Origin of the sequence: Cohnella sp. SGD-V74, assembly GCF_003001675.1 — a bacterium.
Taxonomy (GTDB): Bacteria; Bacillota; Bacilli; order Paenibacillales; family Paenibacillaceae; genus Cohnella.
The window spans coordinates 1-1,194 of the sequence record NZ_PVYW01000056.1 but is presented as its reverse complement, the minus strand read 5'-3'; the positions used below and the strand labels follow the sequence as shown (position 1 = coordinate 1,194).

Here is a 1,194-nt window from a genome sequence, read left to right as displayed (position 1 = left end):
CGGTGACAAACCGGAGGAAGGCGGGGATGACGTCAAATCATCATGCCCCTTATGACCTGGGCTACACACGTACTACAATGGCCGGTACAAAGGGCAGCGAAGCCGCGAGGTGGAGCCAATCCCAGCAAAGCCGGTCTCAGTTCGGATTGCAGGCTGCAACTCGCCTGCATGAAGTCGGAATTGCTAGTAATCGCGGATCAGCATGCCGCGGTGAATACGTTCCCGGGTCTTGTACACACCGCCCGTCACACCACGAGAGTTTACAACACCCGAAGTCGGTGGGGTAACCCGCAAGGGAGCCAGCCGCCGAAGGTGGGGTAGATGATTGGGGTGAAGTCGTAACAAGGTAGCCGTATCGGAAGGTGCGGCTGGATCACCTCCTTTCTAAGGAGCTCTTCGGAGCTATAAAGACCACGGCCTAGTTGCAACCGTAAGGTTGTCAACAAAGTGGGAGTGGCAAATGGTTTCTTACGCTCAAGTTCAGTTTTGAAGGGGCAATCCTTCAGCAAGCAAACCGGTTTGGTGATGACGGCGGAGGGGTTCCACGCGTACCCATCCCGAACACGACCGTTAAGCCCTCCAGCGCCGATGGTACTTGGACCGCAGGGTCCTGGGAGAGTAGGACGTTGCCAAGCCGGATGCTGAAACATCCTTAGCGATGGCCTTTAGCTCAGCTGGTTAGAGCGCACCCCTGATAAGGGTGAGGTCGGTGGTTCGAGTCCACTAAGGCCAACCAATTTCATATTCCCATGGGGACTTAGCTCAGCTGGGAGAGCACCTGCCTTGCACGCAGGGGGTCAGCGGTTCGATCCCGCTAGTCTCCACCATCTTTACCTTTCGCACATCGACTGCGCGTTGATGTGCGGGTGAGACCCTTGCACCTTGAAAACTGGATAGCGAACCAAATGACATGAACGTCTTCGGATGAACATGTTAGCGCGAAGAAGAATGAAGCATCTCTGCCTTACTAGTGTCAATTCAACTGTAAGCGAAGATGTATCGGTTCTGTTCGACTCGCGAATACGCATTGCGCGCCGTCCTCGACGGAGCATGGCAATGAGGATTCGCCGGAGATAAAGAATCGAAACATCGTAGCGAAGGTTAAGCTAATAAGTGCGCACGGAGGATGCCTAGGCGCCAGGAGCCGATGAAGGACGCGACGAACAGCGATATGCTTCGGGGAGCTGTAAGTGA

The 1,194-nt window shown here is 54.9% G+C and carries 2 tRNA genes and 3 rRNA genes; all 5 read left to right on the top strand.

The features are described 5' to 3' along the window. Positions 1 to 384: ribosomal RNA gene (locus tag B0G52_RS35170) — 16S ribosomal RNA — on the top strand; the annotation flags it as partial. 134 nt (positions 385 to 518) lie between these two features. Then, positions 519 to 635 (top strand): 5S ribosomal RNA (gene rrf, locus B0G52_RS35165). A gap of 24 nt (positions 636 to 659) precedes the next feature. After that, positions 660 to 736 (top strand) — tRNA-Ile (locus tag B0G52_RS35160). A gap of 15 nt (positions 737 to 751) precedes the next feature. Continuing rightward, positions 752 to 827 (top strand) — tRNA-Ala (locus B0G52_RS35155). 272 nt (positions 828 to 1,099) lie between these two features. After that, a 23S ribosomal RNA gene (locus tag B0G52_RS35150) occupies positions 1,100 to 1,194 on the top strand; the annotation flags it as partial.